Source organism: Microcystis sp. LSC13-02 (genome assembly GCA_002282935.1).
GTDB lineage: Bacteria > Cyanobacteriota > Cyanobacteriia > Cyanobacteriales > Microcystaceae > Microcystis.
In genome coordinates this window covers 621-7957 of sequence record MTBT01000271.1, presented here as the reverse complement: position 1 = coordinate 7957, position 7337 = coordinate 621, and the positions used below count along the sequence as shown (strand labels likewise).

5 protein-coding genes are annotated in these 7337 nt (G+C 43.7%); 3 read left to right on the top strand and 2 right to left on the bottom strand.

The features are described from left to right. Positions 1 to 293 precede the first annotated feature (293 nt). Complete coding sequence (locus tag BGL89_RS17255; RefSeq protein ID WP_286826765.1) at positions 294 to 1988, bottom strand: iron uptake porin; 1695 nt, start codon at positions 1986 to 1988, stop codon at positions 294 to 296. A gap of 1107 nt (positions 1989 to 3095) precedes the next feature. Between BGL89_RS17255 and BGL89_RS17250 the strand changes: the two genes are divergently transcribed. The 3 genes from BGL89_RS17250 (at position 3096) to BGL89_RS17240 (ending at position 5327) form a co-directional block, all read left to right on the top strand. After that, a complete protein-coding gene (locus BGL89_RS17250; RefSeq protein ID WP_286826764.1) occupies positions 3096 to 3911 on the top strand; it encodes a Ycf66 family protein in 816 nt (271 codons plus the stop codon). Between the two features lie 12 nt (positions 3912 to 3923). Beyond that, positions 3924 to 4460, top strand: coding sequence for a TolB family protein (locus BGL89_RS17245; protein ID WP_286826763.1), 537 nt, complete (start codon positions 3924 to 3926; stop codon positions 4458 to 4460). 345 nt (positions 4461 to 4805) lie between these two features. Beyond that, positions 4806 to 5327, top strand: coding sequence for a TolB family protein (locus BGL89_RS17240; RefSeq protein WP_286826762.1), 522 nt, complete (start codon positions 4806 to 4808; stop codon positions 5325 to 5327). A 137-nt stretch (positions 5328 to 5464) separates the two neighbouring features. On the opposite strand, the gene BGL89_RS17235 is transcribed toward BGL89_RS17240, so the two are convergent. Continuing rightward, positions 5465 to 6562 (bottom strand): patatin-like phospholipase family protein, encoded by a 1098-nt coding sequence (locus BGL89_RS17235; RefSeq protein WP_286826761.1) that lies wholly within the window; start codon positions 6560 to 6562, stop codon positions 5465 to 5467. Positions 6563 to 7337 lie beyond the last annotated feature (775 nt).

The window sequence follows — 7337 nt, the reverse complement described above, 5'->3', positions numbered from 1 at the left end:
GAGTAAAACTTTCTAGGAAATAAGGTGGAACATGAGATTTTTTCGACTTGTTCAAAGTGGCCGTCCGGCATTCGGACACTGAAAACGGACGTGGAGAAAGTGTCAGACTTAAGCAATTAAGCGTTTTTCGGTGAAGCGTCAACCCCATTCAGCGACCATTCTAAAAAGGTGGCGTGGTGAGGAATCGCCGTCCGTTTTACGGCGGCGAGGATGTCAAATCCAGTGAAAAGTTAAAAGTAAAAAAACGGTGAGATCTACAAATCCCACCGTTTTTTCAAGTCCGTCAACTCAGCTTAAAAACGGAAAGTCGTCCGGAGAACACCAACAAAAATGGTGTCGTTATTACGGTTGTTAGCGTTGAAGACCGCATAGGCACCGGGGGTAATCAGGATGTTTTTGGTGACTGGGAACCGATACTGAGCTTCTACCATGTAAGAGGTGCTGCTTTCTTTATCGGAACGGGGTACTTGACCACCACCTAAAGAAAGGGCCGCACCTTCGGCAAAGAGGTCGAGGACGGAAAGATTAAGGTTCCAAGACCAGATACCAGTGTTCTCATCTCCGATCGCATTATTAACTCCCGTGGCCGAGGCATTGGCGTAACCAGCCCAGCCCGCTAGATTTAAGACTCCTGGGATAACCTGGGCGCTCGCCTGAAGACCGAAACGGTCAGCTACAGTGGCAACGTTACCGAAGGGACGCTCAGTCAGAGGGCTGCTGACGTTACCGAATAAACCAGAACTCATACTGGCTGCAGTTTGATAACTGCGAACATAGACGAAGTTAATATCGGCAAATTTGATGAAGGAGAAACCAACCTGAGCACCAGCACTGTAGGAACCGTTAAATAAACCGCTACCAAGGTTAGGATTGCTGGCTCCATTAGTCCCACCATTAGCTAGGTAGGTTCCTGTGACTTGGAAAACATCCCCGATATTAAATCTGACCGCTGCACCCACACCATCGGGACCACGGAAGACGATGTTATTGTAGCGTTGACCGCGAGATAAAGCACCTGTACCGCTATCAGCTAGGAAGGGGTTAGTAGTGATGAAAACGTCATCTAGGTTTAACTCGTTAGCACCAACCCAGATTGTGATGTTACCGAAGGGAGTGCCGATGGGAGCGCGGTAGAACAAGTCATCGATGGTGACATCGTTGTCACGGCCATTATCGTATGCTAGACGGGTCATGTTGGTTCTCGTCGGACCACTTTGGTTGAAAGTGGTGTTAAAGTTACCTGCTTGTAAACGGGTTCTTAACAAATCTTTACCAGTGAAGCTGGTTTCAAAGTTGAGTCGTACCCGATTATTAAATACTGTTTGAGTTTCATCTTGATTGCTGCCATCAGTAACTGTACCGTTGGTATTGGTAATGGAAGCTTGACCACCCCAGCTATCGGCGATACTGAAGATTACCTCACCTCTGAGTTTGGTGGTGGTAGAAAATTGATTATTTTCTAGGAAAGAAACGCGCTGTTCTAGGTTATCTACTCTGGCCCCTAAAGCCGCTAGTTCGCTTTCAAATTCAGCGACAAGACGTTTTAATTTATCGATATCTTCTCTGAGTACAGCGACACCATCTTGAATTAAACGTTCCATGACGTTTAAACAAGCGTTTAAACCTGCGGCAAATTCCCAACGGGTGGTAGCACGATCGCCTCGGAAGGTACGATCAGGAAAACCAACGATACAACCATAACGCTCTACAAGGCTTCTTAATGCTTCGTAGGCCCAAGCGGTGGGAGATACGTCCCGTAGTTGGTTAACGCTAGTCACCTGGGACATGGAACCCTGATAAACACCCGTATTAATCTGCTGACTATTTTGGGCGCGCTGAATGCGATCGAGTTGTTGTTGCGCAGCCGGATCAATTTTAAGTTGAGGTGTCCCCGGCATAGTCTGAGCCACTGCGCTGCCAGCAGCCGCCACGGAAGCACCTAATACTAAAGGAGTTACCTTTACTAAATTCTTGAATAGTTTTGACATGGGTCAATCCTCACACCTTATTCTATGGATTGAATGGACTATGAATACAAACAGACTATTTGTTTAGCCTGAATTATACTCATATTCTATGCTAATTCCCTCTTGGCTAGGTTAAGTTAATTTTATGATATGACAGAAAAATTTCTGTCTGATCTTATTAAGATTAGGACTTACGCACTTGACAAATTAACTATGATGTGCATCAATGAAAATCCCTCCTTTCAGACTTGCGGCGATTAACTTCCCAACGATAGCGATCGCTCAAAAGCCATCAAGAAATCAGGTTAAAATGCCTGAAACCCTTACCTCACATTTGGTCAATCCTGTCAATAGGCAAAACCTAAAGATTTTGTTAAAATCTCAGCCATCAGCCTTTTCAGTGATCAGTGATCAGTTATCAGTTATCAGATGTGAGTTTTCAGTTCACTGATTGGGAGCATCTCACCTTTGTAACCCCTAAATCAGGTTTTATGTCAAGCGATCCTGTTTGAAAGCCTTGCTAGAAAACAGTTTTAGGGACAAGTAAGTAGTCGGACATAAATAGGGTCTGCTGAATAAATCTAAAAACCTTGTTGGGTAAGACTTTTAGACTTTTTGTCAATCAAAAAGTACCAGGCATGGGAGTGATGAAAATCGGTAAAACCCATCCCCCATCCCCCATCCCCCAACCCCCAACCCCCAACCCCCACCGAAAAACTTTTTCAGCAGACCCTAAATAAAGTTAACTATGTTAAGTTTTGTAAATTGCTGTATCTATGACTTCTGGGCAAGGGGTTCGGGTGTTTAACATTTCGTTACATAGCACTGTTTATTTTTGTCCAGGTACTTATAATTACTCACTTGCATAAATGAGATGCTCCCTCACTGATTACTGTTTACTGTTCACTGATCACTGATAAAATCTCCGTACTCCCCTAACAATAGTTGTTTAAACTAGGCTCGATCGAGTAAGTTAGAATCGAGGATGATAGATATAGTGCTAGACTTTGGGGTTAGGCTATAGTAGGCCGACTCCTTGAGTTAAAAACAGCCGGATTGCTTGTGAAAGCTGACGGCTATAGATAAAGACTCGATTATTGAATTTAAGCACCGAGAAGGGAGATAAAGATGGTCAATTTTGGGCTGAATTCGGCCAGTATCTTAGGAATTTTTCTGGCAGTGGCCGGAGCCGGGTTATACTTCCTGCGCTCGGTGCGGCCGGAACTTTCCAGGGATCATGATATATTTTTTGCTGCCGTTGGTTTACTGTGCGGGTTAATTCTACTTTTTCAAGGGTGGCGACTGGATCCGATTTTGCAATTCGGACAATTTTTGCTGACTGGGGCAGCGGTGTTTTTTGCCTTCGAGACGGTAAAATTGCGGGGTTTAACCACGGAACAGGCCCGCCGCGGCACGTCTTTTGTGGATGAACGTCCTGTGAGTCGGGAATATCGGGCCGAATTAGAACCCCTCGACACCTACGAACCGGAGGAACGTTACGAAGATAATCCCCGTTTACGCGGTTACGATGATCCCCGCTCTTCGCGCACTTCTAGTTATCAGGACGAGGAACCCCGCAGCACCCGCACCCGTCGGCCGGCCGATACTAGCAGTCGCAAAACCAGTAATCGTCGTCCCCGCAATAGTTCCCCCACTAGCGATCGAGATGTTTATGATCAGCGCCGTAGCGGTGATGATTGGGAAGAAACCAGTCCCCGTCCCCGTCCTCGTCCCGCTAGTGAAGAGACGAGCAGTAAACCGCCCCGCACTAGCCAAAAACGTCGTCCTCGCCCAATAATTGAGGACGATCCGCCATTTAAAGGGGAATACGTCGATTATCAACCGGTCGATCCTAGGGATGCCGGCGATCGAGAAGATTGGGAGAGACCGGATAATAGTGAACGGGAGTCGAGTAATGATCATCCGACTAGGTTTGATTATTAAGGAGTAGGTCCGATGACCAAAGCTCCCTTTTTACTGTTTATCTGCTTGTTTTTAGGGGTTATAGGCGGTTGTAATCTCAATAACCCCGGTTTATCTACAGGAACCCTAAACAGTCGCTATAATGACGAAAAACCTGCCCTGAGTGGTGATGGTCGTTGGATTGCTTTGCTGTCTAACCGTCGCGGTAGTAATCAGATGCTGCTTTATGATTTGCAGACAAAACAATACCAGGCCCTAGGGGGATTATATACGGGTCAAGAAATTACCGATAGCCCCAGTTTAAGCCAAACGGGGCGTTATCTGGCTTATGTGGTGATTATTGAAGGTCGTCCCGTCATCGCTTTATATGACCGCATTACCGATCGTTCTGAGTTATTGAGTCAAAATTATCGCGGTTGGTTGCGAAATCCCCGTCTTAGTCCCGATGGTCGTTATCTTGTCTTTGAGTCCGCTCGTCGGGGACAATGGGATGTGGAGGTTCTTGATCGCGGTCCGAATATCGAGTTAGATCTTCCCGATGGCAGTCCCATTGAAAGTCCCAAACCGTGAAACGTCATTAGACCTCTTGTAAAAATCAAAAATTGTTGTTAGGGTCAGGAGTCAGGAGTCAGGAGTCAGGAGAATTAAGAATGAATAATAATCAATTAAATGGTCTATTTAGGGTCTGCTGAATAATGGTAAAACCCTTTTAAAATAAAGCTTTTGACCTGTTAAAGTCCGATGTTAGTGCAAGAAAATAGGATTNACAAGGGCAACAAAGCCTGAAACTCCTGACTCCTGACTCCTGACTCCTGACTCCTACCCCCAGGAAAAACTTTTTCAGCAGACCCTATTTAAGGATTTTATGCAATTTAATCCTTATTTTTACCGTTTTTGAACCATCAAAAATTAATTATGCAAGAGGTTTATTTTTTTATTAGTCTTGTTGCTGTAATTAGTTTGTTAACTGGATGTGCGGGTTATCCCAGTTTATTGTCTTTTCCTTTCGATCGAGGGGGGAGAAGTTTAAACAGTGCTGCTAGTGAATTAACTCCCTATCTTGCCTCTCGATATATAGTTTTTGCTTCCGATCGCAATGGTTCCCAAACTATCTATCTTTTTGATGCCATTGATCGCCGTTTATTGCCTTTACCCGGACTAAATTCTCTCGATCAGATCGCTTCTAGTCCTTCCATTAGTGAAGATGGTCGTTATATCGTTTTTACTGCTAGTCGTCAGGGAAAAACGGCTATTTATCTGTATGATCGACAAACTCAACAGAGAAGGGAAATTGCTCCCGATCTGCTCGCAGAAGTACGCAATCCTATCATCAGTGCCGATGGTTCTAAAGTGGCTTTTGAAGCGGCAAAAAATGGGCAATGGGATATTATGATTTACGATCTATCCGGACGGGTATTAGTCAATGAAAATCAGTGATTATTAAGTAATAGGACAAAATTAACTTCTTAGTTAGGAAAGGCAAGAGGCAAGAGGTAAAAGGTAGTTAGATATGTATAATTAATTGTGTCTAGCTACTTATTACCGCCACCGGGGAAAACTTTTTGCCGCAAACCCTATCTTAAACCCATAGCTTGTAGTCGATGTTCTAGAAACTGTTTTCCCTGTTTTTCCCCGTCAGCAATCAGACGCTGGATATTGGCAGGAGAGCGATCAAGTTTACTTTCGTAGTTGAGACTATTGGCTAATTCCGCCGACATTTCGATCATAGGAATATGGTAATCTCGATCGGGATCTTCCGGGAAAGATTTAGGAATTTTAACTGGTTCTTTTAATTCGATCTCGCGCAAGAATTCTTCTTTAAAGGCTCCTTTGAGAAATAATTGATTGAGAAAGTCAATCTGATCGAGACCTTGAAATAGGGAAACATTGCCTTCTAATTCATTGCGGCGATCAGCAATATCATCGGATTGCACGGGGATCTTATCTCTAGAGGTGGGATTAATTTTAATTACCCAAATTTCATCGGGAATATTTTCGACTCCGACAAATTCACGGCGAATTAAAGAACGGATGGGGGGATTATCGGAGAATAGTCCATCCCAGTAGGCCATAGTTTCAATGGTGACGGCAGGAAAAATGTTAGGAACACAGGCAGAAGCTAGGATATGTTCAATTTTAACTGCTTCCTCGCGCGAGTTAAATTTACTTAATTTTCCTGTCAGGACATTACAGGCCCCCATTAATAAAATTGGTGGTTCTGGTTTAGCTCCCCAAGTGGCTAATTCCGAGAAATCAATATGCGCTCTTAGTAACTGATCAAAGTTGGTAAAGCGACCGCGTAAACCGTAGGTAGCTAGGGAAAATAAGGTTTTAGTAATCGGAGAGGAAGGACTGAGATTATACTGGGGAATTAATCCTTTGCTGGCTAATTCTAGGCTTTTAATGGCTGAGTCATTAAATAGCTTTTCTTGGGGAGTTCGAGCGCTATTATCTTCCCAAAAATCAATCATTCTTTTCCAAACGACGCTATCACCTTTTTCGAGAGCATACCAGATGAAAAATGCACAGATAGCACCGCCAGAAGTACCACTGAGACTGACAATATTAAAGTAATCTTGCACTTTATTGTCAAATAAGGCTTTCAAGGCACCGGCAGTAAAAGCAGTTTGACTGCCGCCTCCCTGACAAGCGATCGCAATTTTGGCTTTCATAAATATCCTTTGAATGGCTTCTATCTAAGCCCTAGGCTTTTAACTTAAGGTTAATTGAAAACCTAGAATCGGACCCAAAAATATAGAAATTTTTCTGATTTTCACAGAGCTGCTCGGTAGATTTTGCCATCACTTCTAGAAAAGGAGCGAGTTTTCAGGGAATTTTCTAGGTAATCAGCCGGCGAATCGGGAAGTAATTAGCGGCAAGCCATCAGACTTGGGTGCATCTCATTGACAAGGCGGACAATAAAGCACCCGTATCATTGTCCTTGGCATATTCCTCAAAGGTAATATAGCGTTTCCTGTTCGCACTAGGTACATTATCGATGTTGAAAAGCTTAATTAGCAAAGGTTTAAGTGTGCCACACAGGTGTGAGAACCGCTATATTTAAAAAACTGTCAATTTCTTCTGGATGTTCGCAGTAGTATTCTTCTTCAACTTGTTCAAATGTTCTGTATTTACCCATGACTTAGATGCTCCTTCCCATAAGCTTTCGCCGCTTCAATATCCTGTGTTTGGCTGCTTTTGTCGCCGCCACACAACAAAAGCACAATGTTGTCACCCTCTTCCCCGAAATACACACGGTAGCCAGGTCTGAAGAACATTCGTGATTCTGAAAGTTCTTATAGATAATCATAAAAAGGTGCGTTACACTTTGTTAACGCACCCTACTGGATTGTTTTAGCTAAAATAGGGCAATAGATTTCGGCTTAAAGTCTTAGATTATAGAATTTATAGCATTTTTCTAATACACCAAATTAGCTGAAACAGTCC